Annotated in this window: 15 protein-coding genes and 1 pseudogene; 10 read left to right on the top strand and 6 right to left on the bottom strand. The window is 57.4% G+C overall.

Features of this window, described 5'->3' with window-relative positions:
- Window positions 1-40 precede the first annotated feature (40 nt).
- Both C7H08_RS15795 and C7H08_RS15790 read right to left on the bottom strand, forming a co-directional pair.
- Window positions 41-1774 carry a proline--tRNA ligase gene (locus tag C7H08_RS15795; RefSeq protein WP_106673188.1) on the bottom strand — a complete coding sequence of 578 codons (1734 nt, stop codon included), beginning with the start codon at window positions 1772-1774 and terminating at the stop codon, window positions 41-43.
- A gap of 157 nt (window positions 1775-1931) precedes the next feature.
- Window positions 1932-2432, bottom strand: a complete 501-nt coding sequence (locus C7H08_RS15790) for an Lrp/AsnC family transcriptional regulator (RefSeq protein ID WP_188445263.1) — start codon at window positions 2430-2432, stop codon at window positions 1932-1934.
- Window positions 2433-2566: 134 nt separating this feature from the next.
- Between C7H08_RS15790 and leuA the strand changes: the two genes are divergently transcribed.
- The gene (gene leuA, locus C7H08_RS15785; RefSeq protein ID WP_106673187.1) at window positions 2567-4267 is read left to right on the top strand and encodes a 2-isopropylmalate synthase; all 1701 of its coding nucleotides are present in this window, start codon (window positions 2567-2569) and stop codon (window positions 4265-4267) included.
- Window positions 4268-4402: 135 nt separating this feature from the next.
- Here the strand turns inward: leuA and C7H08_RS15780 are convergent, their stop codons facing one another.
- From C7H08_RS15780 to xseA, 3 genes and pseudogenes are all read right to left on the bottom strand, one after another.
- Window positions 4403-4612: a cold-shock protein gene (locus tag C7H08_RS15780; RefSeq protein WP_106673186.1), complete on the bottom strand. Its 210-nt coding sequence runs from the start codon at window positions 4610-4612 to the stop codon at window positions 4403-4405.
- A gap of 354 nt (window positions 4613-4966) precedes the next feature.
- Window positions 4967-6862, bottom strand: a pseudogene (locus C7H08_RS15775) (propionyl-CoA synthetase); the annotation flags it as partial.
- 90 nt (window positions 6863-6952) lie between these two features.
- A complete protein-coding gene (gene xseA, locus C7H08_RS15770) occupies window positions 6953-8332 on the bottom strand; it encodes an exodeoxyribonuclease VII large subunit (RefSeq protein ID WP_106673184.1) in 1380 nt (459 codons plus the stop codon).
- A gap of 188 nt (window positions 8333-8520) precedes the next feature.
- Between xseA and guaB the strand changes: the two genes are divergently transcribed.
- The 6 genes from guaB (at window position 8521) to C7H08_RS15740 (ending at window position 14966) form a co-directional block, all read left to right on the top strand.
- Entirely contained in the window at window positions 8521-9984 is a 1464-nt protein-coding gene (guaB, locus tag C7H08_RS15765) for an IMP dehydrogenase (RefSeq protein WP_106673183.1), read from the top strand.
- 65 nt (window positions 9985-10049) lie between these two features.
- Window positions 10050-11627: a glutamine-hydrolyzing GMP synthase gene (guaA, locus tag C7H08_RS15760; protein ID WP_106673182.1), complete on the top strand. Its 1578-nt coding sequence runs from the start codon at window positions 10050-10052 to the stop codon at window positions 11625-11627.
- Between the two features lie 31 nt (window positions 11628-11658).
- On the top strand, window positions 11659-12171 hold the full coding sequence (gene tadA / locus C7H08_RS15755) for a tRNA adenosine(34) deaminase TadA (protein WP_106673621.1): 513 nt from the start codon (window positions 11659-11661) through the stop codon (window positions 12169-12171).
- Window positions 12168-13157: a UDP-glucose 4-epimerase GalE gene (galE, locus tag C7H08_RS15750; RefSeq protein WP_106673181.1), complete on the top strand. Its 990-nt coding sequence runs from the start codon at window positions 12168-12170 to the stop codon at window positions 13155-13157. The genes tadA and galE overlap by 4 nt, the downstream gene beginning before the upstream one ends.
- A 33-nt stretch (window positions 13158-13190) precedes the next feature.
- Window positions 13191-14537, top strand: coding sequence for a UDP-glucose dehydrogenase family protein (locus C7H08_RS15745; RefSeq protein ID WP_106673180.1), 1347 nt, complete (start codon window positions 13191-13193; stop codon window positions 14535-14537).
- Window positions 14538-14555: 18 nt separating this feature from the next.
- On the top strand, window positions 14556-14966 hold the full coding sequence (locus tag C7H08_RS15740; protein WP_106673179.1) for an HIT domain-containing protein: 411 nt from the start codon (window positions 14556-14558) through the stop codon (window positions 14964-14966).
- A gap of 12 nt (window positions 14967-14978) precedes the next feature.
- On the opposite strand, the gene fabR is transcribed toward C7H08_RS15740, so the two are convergent.
- Window positions 14979-15605, bottom strand: coding sequence for an HTH-type transcriptional repressor FabR (gene fabR / locus C7H08_RS15735; RefSeq protein ID WP_106673178.1), 627 nt, complete (start codon window positions 15603-15605; stop codon window positions 14979-14981).
- 254 nt (window positions 15606-15859) lie between these two features.
- Here fabR and aspS point away from each other — a divergent pair, with 254 nt between their 5' ends.
- From aspS to ruvA, 3 genes are all read left to right on the top strand, one after another.
- A complete protein-coding gene (aspS, locus tag C7H08_RS15730) occupies window positions 15860-17659 on the top strand; it encodes an aspartate--tRNA ligase (RefSeq protein ID WP_106673177.1) in 1800 nt (599 codons plus the stop codon).
- 78 nt (window positions 17660-17737) lie between these two features.
- A complete protein-coding gene (ruvC, locus tag C7H08_RS15725) occupies window positions 17738-18265 on the top strand; it encodes a crossover junction endodeoxyribonuclease RuvC (RefSeq protein WP_106673176.1) in 528 nt (175 codons plus the stop codon).
- A gap of 30 nt (window positions 18266-18295) precedes the next feature.
- A complete protein-coding gene (gene ruvA / locus C7H08_RS15720; RefSeq protein ID WP_106673175.1) occupies window positions 18296-18925 on the top strand; it encodes a Holliday junction branch migration protein RuvA in 630 nt (209 codons plus the stop codon).
- The last annotated feature ends 125 nt before the right edge of the window (window positions 18926-19050 follow it).

Raw genomic sequence — 19050 nt, 5'->3', positions numbered from 1 at the left:
TGGTCGATGATTTCGACCACCCGGAGCGGCTGACAGGATCTTACAAGCCGCCTTTCGGAGACATTTTCACCAGAAACGGCAGGCTATCTTCCACTGCGATATCCTGTTTGTCTTCATCGCGACGGCCCTTGTATTCCAGGGTGCCGGCAGTGAGGCCGCGCTCGGAAACCACAAACCGGTGCGGAATACCGATCAGCTCCATATCGGCAAACTTCACGCCCGGGCGCTCGTTCCGGTCGTCCAGCAGCACGTCATAACCCGCCTGGCGCAGTTGCTCGTAGAGCTTCTCGCCGGCTTCTGCCACCACCGGTGATTTATGCGCGTTCAGGGTCACAATGGCGACCTCGAACGGGGCAATGGCGTCTGGCCAGATGATGCCCTTGTCGTCATGGTTCTGCTCGATGGAGGCAGCGACAATGCGAGATACGCCGATGCCGTAGCAGCCCATTTCCATGATCACGGTTTTGCCGTTTTCGTCCAGTACGGTCGCGTTCATCGCTGAACTATATTTATTGCCCAGCTTGAAAATGTGGCCCACTTCAATGCCACGACGAATTTCCAGGATACCCTTGCCATCCGGGCTGAGGTCACCTTCAACTACGTTGCGCAAGTCTTCAACGCGGCCCATCGGCACATCTCGTTGCCAGTTCACACCGGTCAGGTGGTAGTCGTCCTTGTTGGCACCGCACACAAAATCGGCCAGGTGGGCGGCGCTGCGATCGACAATCACTGGTATCGGCAGGTTTACCGGCCCAATAGAGCCGGGCTTGCAGCCGATGGCTTTTTCGATCTCTTCATCCGTCGCCATGGTCAGCGGCTCGGCAACGCCCGGCAAATTCTCAGCCTTGATCTCGTTCAGGTTATGGTCGCCACGCAGAATCAGCGCCACCAGACCCGAGTTGCCGTTTTCATCGGCTTCGCCTTTCACCAACAGTGTTTTCACGCTGCGCTCAGCCGGCAGATCCAGAAACTGAGACACAGCCTCAATGGTCTTCTGGCCCGGGGTGTGCACTTCGGCCAGGGGTTCGGTGGCCGCCGGGCGCTCACCTGCGGGGGCAACCGCTTCAGCTTTTTCCATGTTGGCGGCGTAGTCGCTCTCGGTGCTGAACACGATCGCATCTTCACCCGAGGACGCCAGTACGTGGAACTCATGGGAGGCACTGCCGCCGATGGCCCCGGAATCGGCCTGTACCGGACGGTAATCCAGGCCAAGGCGATCGAAGATGTTGCAGTAGGTCTGGTGCATGATCTGGTAAGTGTCGTCCAGGGATTGGGCGTTCACGTGGAAGGAATAGGCATCCTTCATGATGAATTCTCGCGCCCGCATGACCCCGAAGCGCGGGCGGCGCTCGTCGCGGAATTTGGTCTGGATCTGATAGAAATTGGACGGCAGCTCTTTGTAGCTTTTCAGTTCGTTGCGGATCAGATCGGTGATGACTTCCTCATGGGTGGGGCCAAAACAGAAGTCGCGGCCATGACGATCATGCATGCGCAGCAATTCGCCACCGTATTGCTCCCAGCGTCCGGACTCGTGCCAGAGCTCTGCCGGTTGAACCGCCGGCATCAGCACTTCCTGGGCGCCGCTTTTGTCCATCTCTTCACGAACAATCCGCTCTACCTTGCGTAAGGTGCGCAAGCCCATCGGCAGCCAGGTGTACAGGCCGGCGGCCAGTTTGCGGATCATTCCCGCACGCAGCATCAGCTGATGACTGATTATTTCGGCATCAGCAGGAGTCTCTTTTTGGGTGGCAATCAGATAACGGCTTGCTCGCATCGTGTCTTCCGCTTATATCAAACGTGGGAATGTAGACTGAATGGCAGTAGGGCTGGCCCGGGTCTGCCTGTCATTGTCGTAAAGTAACCATTATTGTACGGAGCCTGCTGCGCAAGGTACAGATGAGGGCGGATGAATCTGCTGACCCACGACCCCGTCAGGACAGGTAGCCCAGGGGCAGGGCGGTGCTGTCAATCACCCGCCGCAGCACGAAACTGGAATGCACACCGCTGACACCCTGAATACGGGTGATGCGATTGAGCAGGAAGTGGTGATAGTGGTCCATGTCGGGCACCACCACTTTCAGCATGTAATCGGCGCTCTGGCCGGTGATCAGGTAGCACTCCTGAACCTCCGGAAAGGCGGCGACCTGTTCCTCGAACGCGGCAAAGCGTTCAGGGGTGTGACGGTCCATGCCGATCAGAATGATCGCCGTCAGCGCCAGCCCCAGTTTTTTATGATCCAGAATCGTCACTGTCCGGACAATAACGCCGGCGTCTTCAAGTGCGCGCACCCTTCGCAGGCAGGGCGAGGCCGACAGGCCAACCTTTTCCGCCAGCTGCTGATTGGTCAGTGAGCCATCTTTCTGCAGTTGTTCGAGGATTTTCCGGTCGGTATTGTCGATTCTGACCAGGGTTTTATCATTTTCCGCAATCATGTTTCGAATCTCCGACAATTAAGGCAACTATATTGCCATAAATATCGTTTGGGCGCGCAAATAGCAACCAAATAGCGCTCGGCTGAGGTTACACTGGTATCCATTGTCACGATCAGCAGAAGGAACGTTCCGTTATGGCCTTTGATCATCGAAAATACTCCGCCTTCAAACCGGTAGCGAAGAAAGACCGTCGCTGGCCGGATCAGGTCATTGAAAAAGCGCCCACCTGGTGTGCGGTAGACCTGCGCGATGGCAACCAGGCTCTGGTCAAGCCCATGTCCGTCGCCCAGAAGCAGCGGCTGTTCGATCTGTTGGTCAAGCTTGGCTTCAAGGAAATCGAGATCGGGTTTCCTGCCGCCAGTCAGCCGGACTTTGATTTTTGTCGCAAGCTGATCGAAGAAAACCGAATTCCCGATGATGTGAAGATTCAAGTGCTCACCCAGGCAAGGCCAGAGCTTATTGAGCGCACCTACCAGGCACTGGAAGGTGCACAGAAGGCCGTTGTGCATGTGTACAACTCTACCTCTACCGTACAGCGTGAGCAGGTGTTTGGTCTGGACCAGGCAGGCATCCGTGCTATCGCCGTCAGGGGCGCCACCGTGGTCAAGGAGATCGCAAGTCGTTACCCGGATACCGACTGGACCTTTCAATATTCGCCGGAAAGCTTTACCGGCACCGAACTGGATTACGCGGCAGAAGTCATTAATGCGGTGACTGAGGTCTGGCGCCCGGACCAGGGCCAGCCGGTGATCATCAACCTGCCCGCCACGGTCGAGATGGCCACCCCCAATGTGTTTGCTGATCAGGTGGAGTGGATCTGTGAAAACATCCGTTACCGTGAGCACCTTAGTATCAGTGTGCATACCCACAACGACCGGGGCTGCGCGGTAGCGGCGGCCGAACTGGCGGTGATGGCGGGTGCAGACCGGGTTGAGGGTACCCTGATGGGTAACGGTGAGCGAACCGGTAACATGGACCTGGTCACCATGGCCATGAACCTCTATTCCCAGGGCATTGATCCGACGCTTGATCTTTCCGGCATGGCTGAGATTACCGATGTGGTTGAAGCCTGCACCGAAATCTCGACCCACCCACGCCATCCCTACGCCGGTGAACTGGTGTTTACTGCGTTTTCTGGCAGCCACCAGGACGCTATTCGCAAGTGCCTGTCGCTGCGCCAGGAAGGGCAGGCGTGGAATGTCGCCTATCTGCCGATTGATCCGTTTGATCTGGGCCGGCGCTATGAAGAGGTGGTGCGCATCAACAGTCAGTCTGGCAAAGGCGGAGTGGCTTATGTGCTGGAGCGTGACTACAAGATCAGTCTGCCGCGCTGGTTGCAGATCGAGTTCAGCAAGGTGGTACAGCAGGAGGCCGAAACCAACGGCGGTGAAATCGATTCCCTCACCATTCACCGGTTGTTTGATGATCGGTATCTGAAGGTCCATGCCGACTGGGCGTTGCGTTCTTATGATCTGCATCGCGACCAGGATGGCGTTCGGGCCGAGGTCGTGATGGGCCGGGATGTGTCCCCGGTGATGCTGGAGGGCCGTGGTCTGGGTGCGGTCGAGGCGGTGTCTGATGCGCTGGCAAAACGCTTCGGGGTGACGGTTGCGGTCGAGGCTTACGACGAGTTTGCGTTAGGTGAGGGTACCAACGCCAACGCGCTGGCCTGTATCCGCCTGACCGCCAATGGTCAGCACTGCAGCGCTGCTGCGCTGGCGGAAGACACAACCTCGGCTACCTTGCAGGCGTTGTTCTCGGCGGTAGCGCAGGCGGTGGCTGGTGAGGCTATGAGTACAGAGGCTGCGGGTGCAGTAGAGGCGGCTCAGGCCTGATGGCCTGGCCAAAACAGCCGCTCAGATCAAAACAGCAGATCAAAACAGCAGATCAAAACAACAACGGCCAGCAATATTGCTGGCCGTTGTTAATCCGTCTGCCCGTGAGGGGCATCCGGCAGTTAACATAACCGATTACATCGGGGTTACGTTTTCCGCCTGTGGGCCTTTCGGACCCTGAGTAACGGTGAACTGTACCTGCTGGCCTTCAGCCAGAGTACGGAATCCACCTGCATTGATTGCACTGTAGTGAACGAAAACGTCAGTGCCGCCTTCCTGAGCAATGAAGCCAAAGCCCTTGGATTCGTTGAACCACTTTACGTGGCCAGTCTTGGTATCGGACATCGATCTTTCCTGTCTTACTGAAATTTTGCCCTCACGGACGTTCTTTTCCGACACAAACTGAATGCCTGTGCGGACGAGGCTTCTGCCAGGGCGGAAGCCGTCGCTGGAAAATCCGGAGCGTACTGAGGAAGTGCAACGAAAAGCCTTGGGCAGGACGTTGAAACGCATTCGCCAAATACCGCTGCAGAGGATCACAGCAATTTTTAGTATAGACTGAGTTCAGGGGGCGTCAATTATTTTTTTAATGATTCATCTTAGGCATTAAGTGCTTAAAAAACAGATGGTTGTCATCATAATGAAACACAGCTCCGCCCAGGTTCAAGACGGAGTTGTGTTGATTTGTCGACGGTCAGTTCAGCGCCCGAACTTCTCGCTTATTTCTTCCAGGATTGCCGGGTCGTCAATGGTACTGGGAACGTTGTACGTCTCGCCGTCGGCAATCTGCCGAATGATCCGACGCAAAATCTTGCCGGAACGCGTTTTCGGCAGCCGGTCCACCACAATGGCGCGCCGGAAGCAGGCAATCGCACCAATCTTCTCCCGAACCATGTCGACCAGCTCTTCTTCAAGCTCGTCCTGGTCAATGGTGGCGCCGTCTTTGATTAATACCAGGCCAATGGGAATCTGGCCTTTCATATCGTCGTGAGCGCCGACCACGCAACACTCGGCGATGGCCGGGTGTGAGGCGACCACTTCTTCCATCTCGCCAGTGGACAGGCGGTGGCCGGCAACGTTGATCACGTCGTCCGTGCGACCCATGATAAAGACGTAGCCGTCGTCATCGATATAGCCGCCATCACCGGAGCTGTAAAAGCCGGGAATCGGATCCAGGTAGCTGCTCTGGAAGCGCTTGTCGTCGCCCCAAACGGTCATCAGGCAGCCGGGAGGGAGAGGAAGTTTGACCGCTATCTGGCCTTGCTCACCGGCCGGTATCTGACTGCCTGCCATATCGACGACCTGAACATTGAAGCCCGGCGAGGGTACTGTTGCCGAACCCGGCTTGGTGGCCATCATCTCGATGCCAACCGGGTTGCAGCAGATGGCCCAGCCGGTCTCGGTCTGCCACCAGTGGTCAAGAATCGGCAGGCCAGTATGCTCTTTTAGCCACTCGTAAGTGGGTGGATCCAGCCGTTCACCGGCCAGGAAAATACGTTTGAGCGACGACACGTCGTAGCGGTTCAGTTGATCCGCTTCCGGATCTTCCTTGCGAACCGCCCGGAACGCGGTCGGTGCAGTGAACAGCATGTTCACCTTGTGATCCTGAACCACCCGCCAAAAGGCGCCGGCGTCTGGTGTTCTTACCGGCTTGCCTTCATAGAGAATGGTGGTGCAGCCGCTAAACAGGGGCGCGTAAACGATGTAGCTGTGGCCAACTACCCAGCCGACGTCTGAGGCAGCCCAGAACACATCACCGGGCGTGGCGTCGTAAACCAGCTTCATGCTGTACTTGAGGGCCACTGCATGGCCGCCATTGTCGCGCACCACGCCTTTGGGTTTACCGGTGGTGCCGGAGGTGTACAAAACGTAGAGCGGGTCGGTTGATTTGACAGGTACCGGCTCCGCCGGCTCCGCGTTGGCGGTGATGGCATCCCAGTCATAGTCACGGCCATCCTGCAGGGTTGCCGTAACCTGTGGTCGTTGATAGACCACGCACAGCTCGGGCTTGTGGCTGGACTGTTCAATGGCTTTGTCTACCAGAGGCTTGTATTCAATGACCTTGGCCACTTCGATACCGCAGGACGCGGTAATCACCGCTTTCGGCTGGGCATCTTCGATTCGCACGGCCAACTCGTGTGCGGCAAAGCCTCCGAACACTACCGAGTGAACGGCGCCCAGGCGTGCGCAGGCCAGCATGGCAATGGCTGCCTGCGGGATCATCGGCATATAGAGAATAACCCGGTCGCCTTTTTCTACGCCGCGGGCGCGCAACGCACCGGCAAACCGGGCCACTTCATCGCGCAATTCGGTGTAGGTGAAGCGTTGCTGGGTATCGGTAACCGGAGAGTCGTAAATCAGCGCTGTCTGCTGACCGCGACCGGCACGAATATTGGCATCTAGCGCAACATCACTGGTGTTGAGCGTGCCGTCAGGGAACCACTGGCCATGACCGTTGTCGAGTGCCTGCCAGATGGTTTTCGGGAATTCGATCCAGTCGATATCCTGAGCTTGTTCGCGCCAGAAGTCATCCCGTTGATCGATCGACCGGCGGAACTCGGAGTGGTAGTTCATGCTTGCCACCTCAGTTGTGCTGTTTTTGTTCTGTGATTGATATGCACAACTGTAGGACCTTTAAAAACCGTGACTACTAGACCATAGGCGAAGTTACCTAGTATTGGCCGGTCAATCGGTATCTGAGTTGACCTCTGTCACCTGTGCCCGAACGGTGCCCCGGCCAAGCCGGGCGGTGATGGACTTGTCGGTACTGAGTTGGCTGGCGTCTCGAACGATCTGATTCTGGTCGTCCCTTACAATCGCGTAACCTCGTCCCAGGGTGGCCAGCGGACTGACAACATTCAGGGTCTGGGCCGTGTGCTGCAGGTATTCCTGCTGCTGCCTGAGCTGGTACTGAATGGCGGTTTCCAGTCGTTCATTGAGCCGGGTTATTTGCTCACGGGCCGTGATCAGGTTTTTGCGTGGCGATTGGGTGGCCAGTCGCTGGCTGAGGTGGTTGGTCTTGAGTTGAATCTGGGCGAGTTGTTGGCCGATGGCTTTGTTCAGGCGCACGTCCAGTTCGTCCATACGCTGAGCCTTATCCTGTAACTCCCTGCGCGGATCCCTCAGGCGCGCGGCAAGGTGGCCGAGCTGGGAGTCCAGGCGCTGGAACAATCGGCGCGCAGACTGACCAAGTCGTATTTCCTGTTCGCGAAGCCGGCGTAGCCACTGCAGCTGATCCGGAGAGATTTTTTCAGCCGCTGCAGAAGGCGTCGGTGCTCTGAGGTCTGCAACAAAATCGGCAATGGTCACGTCCACTTCATGGCCGACGGCACTGACGGTGGCAATTGAGCAGCTGGCGATCGCTCTGGCGACCGACTCTTCATTGAAACACCAGAGATCTTCCAGTGAGCCGCCACCGCGACCAATGATCAGAACGTCTGCGACACCATGACGCTGCGCCTGTTCGATGGCGCGGACAATGTTGGCAGTCGCTGGCTGGCCCTGAACGGCGGTGGGGTAAAGCGTCACCGGAATCGCGGGGCAGCGCCGGGCCAGCACGGTCAGAATGTCGTGTATGGCGGCCCCGGTAGGCGAAGTCACCACGCCAATATGGCGGGGTGTTGGCGGAATCGGTTTTTTCCGGGCGGGATCGAACAGTCCTTCGGATTGCAAATTCAGCTTCAGAGCTTCGAACGCCTGTTGCAAGGCGCCTAACCCGGCCGGCTCCATGTGCTCGACGATAATTTGAAAATCGCCGCGGTTTTCATAGAGCGTCACCTTGCCGCGAATCCGGATCTGGTCGCCTTCACGGGGCAGGGGGCGGATACGCTGGTTTGCGCCCCGGAACATGGCGCAGCGAATCTGGCATTTCTGGTCTTTTAAAGAAAAGTACCAGTGCCCGGACGACGGTTTGGAAAACCCGGACAGCTCACCTTCAACCCAAACCTGCATAAAACTGGATTCCAGCAAATGCCTGGCCTGATGATTCAGTTCGCTGACGGTGAGGGCTCTTGGGCGAGTATCCGGGTAAGGTTCAGTCAAAGAAAATACTCCGAGGTCATTCATACGCAATAGCCGAGAGGCTGGTAAAAATAACGGAAATTCAAAAAGATGCAATCAGTTGGCAAAAACCTCGCGGTTTACTGTCCGCAGCCACCACTTTATAATAGATCGATTAAGGATTTTGCTTTGTTGCACCGCCGCGGGTGCAGCGAAGAAACTCCCAACTTAGCATGTTCAAAAGGCGGATCCCAATGCTGCGTATTGCCGAAGAAGCCCTCACGTTTGACGACGTTCTGCTTGTGCCCGGATATTCCGAAGTTCTTCCCCATCAGGTCAATCTTCAAACCCGGCTGACCAAAGGCATCACCCTGAACATTCCGTTGGTGTCGTCGGCGATGGATACGGTCACTGAAGCCGACCTGGCCATCGCGATGGCCCAGGAAGGCGGCATCGGTATTATGCACAAGAATATGTCGGCAGAGCAGCAGGCTGCTGCTGTGCGTAAGGTCAAAAAATACGAGAGTGGTGTGGTGAAAGACCCCATCACGGTGACGCCAGACACTACCGTGCGTGAGCTGGTGGACATCACCATGGCTAACAACATTTCGGGCTTGCCCGTGGTCGATGGCCGCGATCTGGTCGGTATTGTGACCGGCCGTGATATCCGCTTTGAAAGCCGCATGGACACCCTGGTTCGGGATATCATGACCAAGAAGGACAGTCTGGTCACCGTCAAAGAAGGCGCCAGCCTGGAAGATGTAAAAGAGTTGCTGCACCGGCACCGAATCGAGAAAGTGCTGGTGGTTAACGATGACTTTGAGCTGCGCGGTCTGATTACCGTTAAAGATATTCAGAAAGCCAAGGATTACCCGTTGGCCTGTAAAGATGAGCAAGGTCGCTTGCGTGTGGGTGCTGCGGTCGGTACTGGTGGCGACACTGAAGCCCGTGTGGCGGCCTTGGCAGAGGCCGGCGTCGACGTCATCGTGGTTGATACTGCCCACGGCCATTCGAAAGGCGTTATCGATCGCGTTCGCTGGGTGAAAGAAAACTACCCGGATGTGCAGGTGATCGGCGGTAACATCGCCACCTCTGCGGCTGCCATTGCCCTGGCCGATGCCGGTGCAGACGCGGTAAAAGTAGGTATTGGCCCCGGGTCTATCTGCACCACCCGTATTGTGGCTGGTATCGGTGTACCCCAGATTTCAGCGGTTTCCAATGTGGCCGCTGCGCTGAATGATCGTGGTGTGCCGGTTATTGCCGATGGTGGCGTCCGCTTCTCTGGTGACATTGCCAAGGCCATCGCCGCCGGGGCTCACAGTGTAATGATCGGCAGCCTGCTGGCGGGTTCCGACGAGGCACCGGGGGAGATTGAGTTGTTCCAGGGCCGAAGCTATAAAGCATACCGTGGTATGGGATCAATCGGCGCCATGGGGCAAGGTTCCAGCGATCGTTACTTCCAGGATGCCAGTAAGGGTATTGAGAAACTGGTTCCGGAAGGTATCGAAGGCCGAGTGGCCTGCAAAGGTCCGATGCGCAACATCGTTCACCAGCTGATGGGTGGTCTGCGGGCCTCCATGGGTTACACCGGTAGCGCAACCATGGAAGAAATGCGCACCAAACCGGAATTTGTCCGGATTACCAATGCCGGTATGCGTGAGAGCCACGTCCACGACGTGACTATCACCAAAGAAGCTCCCAACTACCGAATCGGTTAATCTTTGCCTGAACTGACACGGCCCGGTTTCCGGGCCGTGTTGTTTCTTAACAGCCCGAGGACTCCATGGCTCAGAACATTCACGACCACCGTATCCTGATTCTCGATTTCGGTTCCCAGTACACTCAGCTGATTGCTCGCCGCGTGCGCGAAATTGGCGTGTATTGTGAAATCAAGGCCTTTGATATCACCGACGACGAACTGAAAGCGTTCAACCCCAAGGGCATTATTCTTGCCGGCGGCCCGGAATCGGTTACACAACTGGGTGGCCCGCGAGCTCCGGAAGGCTTGTTCGACAAGGGAATTCCGGTGCTGGGTATCTGCTACGGCATGCAGACCATGGCAGAACAGCTTGGTGGCCGGGTGGCCAGTTCCGACAAGCGTGAGTTCGGTTATGCTCAGGTCAAGGTGCGGGCCAAAGGGCCGCTGTTGCAGGACATTACCGATCACCTGACACCTGCGGGCGAATCTTTGCTGGATGTCTGGATGAGCCATGGTGACAAGGTCGTGGTGATGCCCGAGGGTTTCGAGCTGCTGGCCTCTACCGAAAGCGCACCAATTGCGGCAATGCAGGATCTCAGCCGAAACCTCTATGGCGTACAGTTCCATCCGGAAGTGACTCACACTCTGCAGGGTAAGCGGCTTCTTGAGCACTTCATCCTGAATATCAGTGGTTGTGAAGCGCTCTGGACTCCAGCCAAGATAGTCGATGATGCCGTTCGCCAGATTCGCGAGCAAGTGGGCAGCGACAAGGTGCTGCTGGGCCTGTCCGGGGGTGTTGACTCCTCGGTTACCGCGGCGCTGCTACACAAGGCTATCGGCGACCAGCTGACCTGTGTGTTCGTTGATAACGGCCTGTTGCGCCTGCACGAAGGCGATCAGGTCATGGATATGTTCGCCAGTAACATGGGCGTGAAAGTGATCCGGGCCGATGCTGAAGAGCTGTTCCTGTCCAAGCTCAAGGGTGTGAATGACCCGGAGCAGAAGCGGAAAGTGATCGGCAATACCTTTATTGATGTGTTTGATGAGCACGCTACCCAAATCCAGGATGTGAACTGGCTGGCCCAGGGCACCATTTATCCGGACGTGATCGAATCCGCGGCCTCCAAAACCGGTAAAGCGCATGTCATCAAGTCGCACCACAATGTGGGTGGCTTGCCGGAAACCATGAAGCTGAAGCTGGTTGAGCCGCTGCGCGAACTGTTTAAAGACGAAGTGCGCAAGATTGGCCTGGAGCTGGGGCTGCCGTACGATATGGTTTATCGTCATCCGTTCCCGGGCCCGGGTTTGGGCGTACGGATTCTGGGTGAGGTCAAGAAGGAGTACGCGGAGATCCTGCGCCGTGCCGACGCCATCTTCCTGGAGGAGCTGCACCGCGCCGATCTCTACCATAAGACCAGCCAGGCGTTTGCCGTGTTCCTGCCGGTCAAGTCGGTGGGTGTGGTGGGTGACGCCCGTCGTTACGAGTATGTGATTGCTATCCGCGCGGTGGAAACGGTGGACTTCATGACCGCACGCTGGGCGCGCCTGCCGTACGATCTGCTGGAGACCGTATCCAACCGGATTATCAACGAAATTTCGGGCGTGTCCCGAGTAACCTACGATATTTCGTCCAAGCCGCCCGCCACCATTGAGTGGGAATAAGCGGCCGGTAAGGTACCGGAGATAAGTGATTGTGAGCAGGGCCGCCGACGATCAGCACTGGATGGAGCGCGCGCTGGAACTGGCCAGCCAGGCCGCAAGGCTTGGCGAAGTGCCGGTAGGAGCGGTGGTGGTTCTTGACGGCAAGGAAATCGGCACAGGATTTAATGCCCCAATTTCTGGCTGCGATCCGACTGCCCATGCTGAGGTTCTTGCCATCCGGGACGCTTCGGCCCGGGTTGGCAACTACCGGCTGGCGGGCGCAACCTTGTACGTCACGCTTGAGCCCTGCACCATGTGTGTGGGGGCTATTGTTCACGGCCGTATCAGTCGGTTGGTTTACGGGGCTGCTGAGCCGAAAGCGGGTGCAGTAGAGTCCGCCCGCAGAACGCTGGAAGAGCCGCACCTGAACTGGCGGGTAGAGGTGGCATACGGTGTAATGGCCGAGCAATGCGGACAGGTTATATCCGAATTCTTCAGCCGGCGCCGTCGGGAAATCCGGGAGCGCCGCCAACAAAACTCAGGGAAGGGAAGCAATTGCCTATGAAAGTTCTCGTTACCGGCGGTGCCGGTTACATCGGTAGCCACGTTGTACGCCAGTTGGCACAGGCAGGCCACGATATCGTGGTGTTCGACAACCTCTCCACCGGCTATCGATGGGCTGTGACCGCCGGTGAGCTGGTGGTGGGTGATCTTGCGGATGAGGCCGCTCTCGAAGCCGTCTTTGCTGGCCATCAGTTCGAGGCGGTTCTGCATTTTGCCGCCAACATTGTGGTGCCCGAGTCCGTCGCCAACCCTCTCAAGTACTACAGCAACAACACTCGCAACACCCTGAACCTGCTCAAAGCCGTGGAGCGCCACAAGATACCGTCGATGGTGTTCTCCTCAACGGCGGCGGTGTACGGCATGCCCGAGCAGACCGTGTTGACCGAAGATTTGCCGTTGGCGCCGATCAATCCCTACGGCGCCTCGAAGATGATGAGCGAGCGCATGATCATGGATCTGGCGGCCGCATCAGACCTCAATTACGTTATCCTGCGCTACTTCAATGTCGCCGGGGCTAACCCGGAAGGGCTGTTGGGGCAGGCGACGCCGGAAGCCACCCATCTGATCAAGGTCGCGTGCGAATGCGTCACCGGCCAGCGTGAGGGTATGAGCGTGTTCGGGACGGATTACGACACCCGCGACGGCACCTGCATTCGCGACTACATCCATGTTGAAGACTTGGCCAAGGCGCACGTGATGGCCCTCGATTACATGGCCGGTGGCGGAGAGTCTCAGGTGTTGAACTGCGGCTACGGCCTTGGTTTTACCGTGCAGGAAGTCATTGACGTGGTGAAAACCGAATCGGGCGTGTCATTCCCGGTCGAGCAAACCGGCCGTCGGGCCGGAGACCCCGCCGCTTTGATGGCAGACAACACTCGGATCAAAGACGTTCTGGGCTGGCAGCCGGATTACGATGACCTCAACACCATCGTGCGTACCGCGCTTGCCTGGGAAACCATCTGGCAGAAGAAAAAGACTTCCCGGTAAGACTATTAACCAGCGAATTTCAGGAAGAATTTGATGAAGATTACGATTTTCGGAACCGGATACGTAGGCCTGGTCACCGGTGCCTGCCTGGCAGACGTGGGCCATAACGTGCTGTGCATGGACGTGGACCATGGCAAGATTGATAAGCTGAAAAATGGCCAGATTCCGATATATGAGCCCGGGCTCGATACCATTGTAAAACACACGGTTGAAGCTGGCCGTCTGTCGTTTACCACGGATGCCGAAGAAGCCGTCAGGCATGGCACCCTTCAGTTCATCGCGGTTGGCACGCCGCCCGATGAAGACGGCTCTGCTGACCTGCAATACGTGCTGGCGGTCGCCAAGTCCATTGGTCAATACATGGACGACTACAAGGTGGTGGTCGACAAGTCCACGGTGCCCGTGGGCACCGGCGACAAAGTCAAGGCAGCGGTCAGGGCGCAACTGGACCATCGCAGCCTGGAGCTGGATTTTGATGTGGTCTCCAATCCGGAATTTCTGAAGGAAGGGGCGGCGATCAACGACTTCATGAAGCCGGACCGTATCGTGATCGGGACTGATAGCGAGCAGGCGGCAGACGTGTTGAAGGAGGTTTACTACCCATTCAACCGCAACCACGACCGCATGATCTTCATGGACATTCGTTCGGCCGAGCTAACGAAATACGCGGCCAACTCCATGCTGGCCACGAAAATCAGTTTCATGAACGAAATGTCCAACCTGGCCGAGCGTCTGGGTGCCGATATCGAGGCGGTTCGTCGTGGCATTGGCTCCGACCCGCGCATTGGCTACCATTTTATTTACCCCGGCTGTGGTTACGGCGGCTCCTGCTTCCCGAAAGACGTCCAGGCCCTGGCCCGGACTGCCCGTGACTGTGGCTACGATGCCAAATTGCTGACCGCCGTAGAAGCGGTGAACTACGACCAGAAGCACGTGCTGTTTGATAAAATCAGCCATTACTTCCAGGGCGATCTGAACGGCAAAGTGGTTGCGCTATGGGGCTTGTCATTCAAGCCGAGCACCGATGACATGCGAGAGGCATCCTCCAGAACTCTGATGGAAGATCTCTGGAAAGCCGGAGCCACTGTACAGGCCTTTGATCCGGAAGCCATGGAAGAAACCCAGCGCATCTACGGCGATCACGATGGCCTGACTCTGTGTGGCACCAAAGAGCAAGCCCTGAAAGGCGCTGACGTACTGGCGATCTGCACCGAATGGAAAGAATTCCGCTCACCAGACTTCGACATGATTGCAGGCACATTGAAGCAGCCTGCGGTGTTTGATGGTCGTAACCTGTACGAGCCGGAAATGCTTGAGCGCTATGGTCTGATTTACTACGCCATCGGCCGGGGCCGTAACCAGTTCCACTCAGCAGGTTAACCGCACGGGGGCCAGGTGATGTTTCAGCTACACGAAAGGCTGGCAGAGGATACACATAGCTTGGGCTATTCCCGATTGTGTGAAATACGCCTGATGAACGACAGCACCTGGCCCTGGCTTATCCTGGTGCCGGCGGTGCCCGACATCCGGGAAATCTACCAGTTGGAGCATGGGCAACAGCTAAGGTTGATTGAGGAATCCTCGGCCCTGAGTAAGGGTATGATGGAGTTGTTCCGTGGCGACAAAATGAACGTGGCGGCCTTGGGCAACATGGTGCCGCAGCTGCACCTGCACCACATCGTTCGTTTTGACGATGATCCCGCCTGGCCCGGCCCGGTCTGGGGTAAGCAGGCACCGGTACCCTACAGTGAGCAGGAGCTGGCGGAGGTTATCGCCAGCCTCCATCCGGTATTGCACAAGCTGGCCTGACTCGCCGATTAATTACTCCCGGCCCTGCTGCCACTGCGCCAGGGTCTGGGAGCCTACCAGAATCATCCGCAATTCGGTTTTCAGTTTGGCTTTCAACTCTTCCCGTTCTTTGGGTGTCGCATCCAATGCTTCGGCGCCCTGGTTAAACACCAGTGTTACCATCGCCTCAGCAACGATACGGGCATCGGCTATGGGCTTGCTCTGCTCATCGGCAAACCGGTGCAGATCATCGGCCAGCTCGGTAACAAAATGATCAATCTCGGCTTTGACGGCAGTACGGAACGGCTTGGACACCCCGGTGCGTTCCCGCAGCATCAACCGGAACAGGTTCGAGTTGTTGCCCAGATACTCCATGAAGGTGTCAATCGACGTCGCAATGGCGCTGCCGTCCCGCGCAATCCGCTTGCGGGCCTGGCGCATCAGTTGACGCAGCGCCACGCCGCCTTCGTCTACCAGCGCGAGGCCCAGCTCATCCAGCTCCGAAAAGTGCCGGTAAAACGACGTCGGGGCAATGCCAGCTTCCCGGGCCACCTCCCGCAAACTCAGGCTGCCAAAGCCCCGGTCCGCGCTCAATTGCGCCAGGGCGGCATCCATCAGCGCCCGCCGGGTTTTCAGTTTCTGCTCTGCTCTGGTGGCCAATTGTTTTGCTCCGTTTACTGCTGAAACCCTGCATTCTAGCCGTCAGCTATCAAGGAGTCATCCGCACGTCTCAAATGCATCGGGTTACGCCTGATTTTCAGTGGCATTATGTTTATAATGGGCGGCTTTTCCGCGATGGGCGCAACACTTTTTTTGAGCGGCGATGAATAATGTAGCGCCGGGTGGGGCCGGCCCCACCTGGTGCGGTAGGTAACGCACAAATTTTGAATACATCAAACGTAACGGGAACCGATATGCGCAGTCATTATTGCGGTGGGATCAACGAATCTCACATTGATCAGGAAGTAACACTCTGTGGATGGGTACACCGCCGCCGTGACCATGGTGGGGTTATATTCCTGGATCTGCGGGATCGGGATGGCATCTCTCAGGTGGTTATTGACCCAGACACCCCAGAGAGCTTTAGTCTGGCCGAAAAAGTCCGTAGCGAATTTGTGGTCAAAATCACCGGTCGCGTGCGTCGTCGCCCCGCCGGTACTGAAAACAACAGCATGCCGACCGGCCAGGTAGAACTGCTGGGTAAAGAACTGGTTATCCTGAACGCTGCCGCCACCCCGCCGTTCCCGCTCGACGAACACGTAGATGTAGGTGAAGATGTTCGCCTGCGCTACCGCTTTATCGACCTGCGTCGCCCGGAAATGATCAACCGCCTGCGCTTCCGCTCCCGGGTAACCAGCTACATCCGTAACTTCCTGGACAGCCGCGGTTTCATGGATGTGGAAACTCCCATCCTGACCCGGGCCACGCCAGAAGGCGCCCGCGATTACCTGGTGCCGAGCCGGACCCACGAAGGCTCGTTCTTCGCGCTACCGCAGTCGCCGCAGCTGTTCAAGCAGATGCTGATGGTGTCTGGCGTTGACCGTTACTACCAGATCGCCAAATGTTTCCGCGACGAAGACCTGCGGGCAGACCGTCAGCCAGAGTTTACCCAGGTCGACATCGAGGCCTCCTTCATTGACGAAGAGACCCTGATGAGTTTGAACGAAGACATGATTCGTTCGCTGTTCAAAGACGTGCTGGATGTCGAGCTGCCGGACTTCCCGCGCATGCCGTATGCCGAAGCTATGCAGCGCTACGGCAGCGACAAGCCAGACCTGCGTATCCCGCTGGAACTGCTGGACGTCGGTGACCTGGTTGAGAGCGTAGACTTCAAAGTCTTCGCCGGTCCCGCCAAAGACCCGAAAGGCCGCGTTGCAGCCCTGCGCGTGCCCAAGGGTGGCGTGCTCAGTCGCAAGCAGATTGATGATTACACCAAGTTTGTCGGCATTTATGGCGCCAAAGGCCTGGCTTACATCAAGGTCAACGAACTGGCCAAAGGTGCCGAAGGCCTGCAGTCTCCCATTGTGAAGTTCCTGGGCAATGACGTTGCCCTGGCCATCATCGAACGCGTGGGAGCCGAAGATGGCGACATCGTGTTCTTCGGTGCCGATAAGGCTACCGTGGTGAACGAAGCGCTGGGCGCACTGCGCATCCGGGTAGGCCACGATCTGGACATGCTGACCTGCGAGTGGGCACCAATGTGGGTTGTCGATTTCCCGATGTTCGAGGAAACCTCCGACGGCGGCCTGACCGCGATTCACCACCCGTTCACCGCACCCTCGTGCAGCCCGGAACAATTGTCGGCAGACCCGGCCAACGCCCTGTCCCGCGCCTACGACATGGTGCTGAACGGCACCGAACTTGGCGGCGGCTCCATCCGTATCCATGATGGCAACATGCAGGAAACCGTCTTCCGCATTCTGGGCATTGAAGAAGACGAGGCCCGCGCCAAGTTTGGCTTCCTGCTGGACGCGCTCAAGTTCGGTTGCCCGCCGCACGGTGGTCTGGCCTTTGGTCTGGACCGTCTGGTGATGCTGATGACCGGTTCGTCGTCTATTCGTGACGTGATTGCCTTCCCGAAAACCCAGAGTGCCACCTGTCTGATGACCCAGGCGCCGGGTGCAGTGGACGAAAAACAGTTGAAAGAGCTGCACATTCGTCTGCGTCGTTCCGCCAAGCCTGTCGAAGGCAACAAGGCAGAAGACACCGAGTAAGTGCTCAAGGCCGGGAGTGGTGCATCTGCTCCCGGCCGAACGTACAGGTTTGACGAGTGCACCTCTGAGGGAAGACGGATGGCAATCATCCTGGGCGTAGATCCTGGTTCCCGAATCACCGGCTACGGCATCATCCGTATCGACGGCCGCCATATCGAATATATCGACAGCGGCTGCATTCGGGTGGGTGAGAAACCCATGGCCGAGCGCCTGCAAACCATTTTCCACAGTCTGGCCGTGCTGATCGGCGAATACCGCCCGGAAGAGTTTGCCATTGAGCAGGTGTTCATGGCGCGCAATCCGGATTCTGCACTCAAATTGGGGCAGGCTCGGGGCGCCGCCATTGTCGCGGCTGCCAATAGTGGGCTTGCGGTACATGAATACTCAGCCCGACAGGTCAAACAGGCAGTTGTCGGTACCGGTGGTGCTGATAAAGCCCAGGTTCAGCATATGGTGCAGACCCTGCTGGCCCTTTCACGAAAGCCTCAGGCGGACGCTGCCGATGCCTTGGCTATCGCTTTGTGCCACGCCCACATGAATCAGAGCATGCTCAAACTGGCCGGCGTCGGTGCCAAAGCCAGGGGCGGGCGTGTTCGGCGACAATAACTGGTTCACGACAGCCACAGGAGACCTGCTTTGATTGGTCGTATCCGAGGATTGCTTTTAGAAAAAACTCCGGGCCATGCACTGGTTGAGTGTGCCGGGCTGGGTTACGAAATTGATATTCCTTACACCACCTTCTTTCACTTGCCTGAAACCGGGCAGGAAGTCACCCTGCACACTCATTTTGCCGTCCGGGAAGATGCCCAGAGCCTGTTTGGCTTCGCTTCTCGTCTGGATCGGGACCTGTTTCGTCTGTTGATCAAGGTCAACGGTGTGGGGCCAAAGTTAGCGGTCGGGATTCTTTCAGGCCTCGACGCGCAACAGTTCATCCGGTGTGTCGAGGCTCGCGATATCAACTCGCTGGTCAAGCTGCCGGGCGTTGGCAAGAAAACCGCAGAGCGCCTGCTGATTGAAATGGCCGACCGGATTGGTCAGCTGGAAGGTCAGTTTATCCCCTCAGTGCCCGGAGTGACGGCATCTGGCACTCCTCAGGTTGTGCCGGTGGCGGGCCATGATCCGAGAGAAGAGGCCGAATCAGCGCTGATTTCACTCGGCTATAAGCCTCAGGAGGCGGCCAGAGCAATCGCCAAAGTGGCTGAGCCCGACATGACCAGCGAGGCGCTGATCCGTCTTGCCTTGCGCAATATGATACCGGTCGGGTAGTTTTTCACATTCCCGGCTTTTTCTGTCGCCTCATGACACCAATGTGTAGAGAGCGTAACGTGACTCCCACAATGCCCTTTGTACAATTGGTGCATCCCGAGCGTCAGGCTGAACAGGTGGGCACG

The sequence above is a fragment of the Marinobacter halophilus genome, assembly GCF_003007685.1.
GTDB classification, from domain to species: Bacteria; Pseudomonadota; Gammaproteobacteria; order Pseudomonadales; family Oleiphilaceae; genus Marinobacter; species Marinobacter halophilus.
Note: the sequence above shows the minus strand (reverse complement) of the source record. Positions and strands in the feature narration are given on the sequence as shown.